Source organism: Acidovorax sp. KPB24-03, from assembly GCF_057546605.1.
Genome location: NZ_BAAJYR010000957.1, coordinates 1 through 540, shown reverse-complemented (window position 1 = coordinate 540; position 540 = coordinate 1). Strand labels below are relative to the sequence as shown.

1 protein-coding gene and 1 pseudogene are annotated in these 540 nt (G+C 67.8%); both read right to left on the bottom strand.

Annotated elements, in window-relative coordinates; genetic code table 11:
* Positions 1–104: pseudogene (locus tag AC27KI_RS27025) on the bottom strand (XRE family transcriptional regulator); the annotation flags it as partial.
* A gap of 93 nt (positions 105–197) precedes the next feature.
* The coding region (locus tag AC27KI_RS27020; protein ID WP_487091531.1) for an XRE family transcriptional regulator at positions 198–540 on the bottom strand (343 nt) is incomplete at its 5' end.

Here is a 540-nt window from a genome sequence, read left to right as displayed (position 1 = left end):
CGGGTGTTGAACTCCCGCTCGAGGACGGAGGGCTTGGGTTCGTAGCCGGCCGCCACCATGGCTTGGCGTAATTTCTCGGCAAACAGTTGCTTGGGATCTTGCATGGGCGGCACGCTAGGCACGCCCGTTGGCCGTGGATTGACTCCGTCTTCGAGTTACGCGGCCGCCGTGATTTGGGGTGACGGTTGGTGCCCGCGTCAATGGGGCTTGCCGGCCGGCTTGGGCTGATCGGCCGCGTGGGCCTTGGCGATGGCCAGGATCACCTCGCGCGCCAGGCGCCGCTTGGGCACGGGCAGCTTGAGGTAGGTGTCGAACAGCTCGCGGTCCTCATAGCCCACGCCGACGTGCCACTGGGCGGGCTGCTCGCGCACTTCGGTACCGTCGGCGACGCCGAACGCCAGTTCCTGCACCGGCATGCCCAGCCATTCGGCCAGGGTGATGAGCTTGCGGGCATCGGGCATGGTCTCGCCCAGGAGCCAGCGGCGCACGCCGTGCAGGGTCATGGGTTTGCCCCAGTGCCGGGTGTTGAACTCCCGCTCG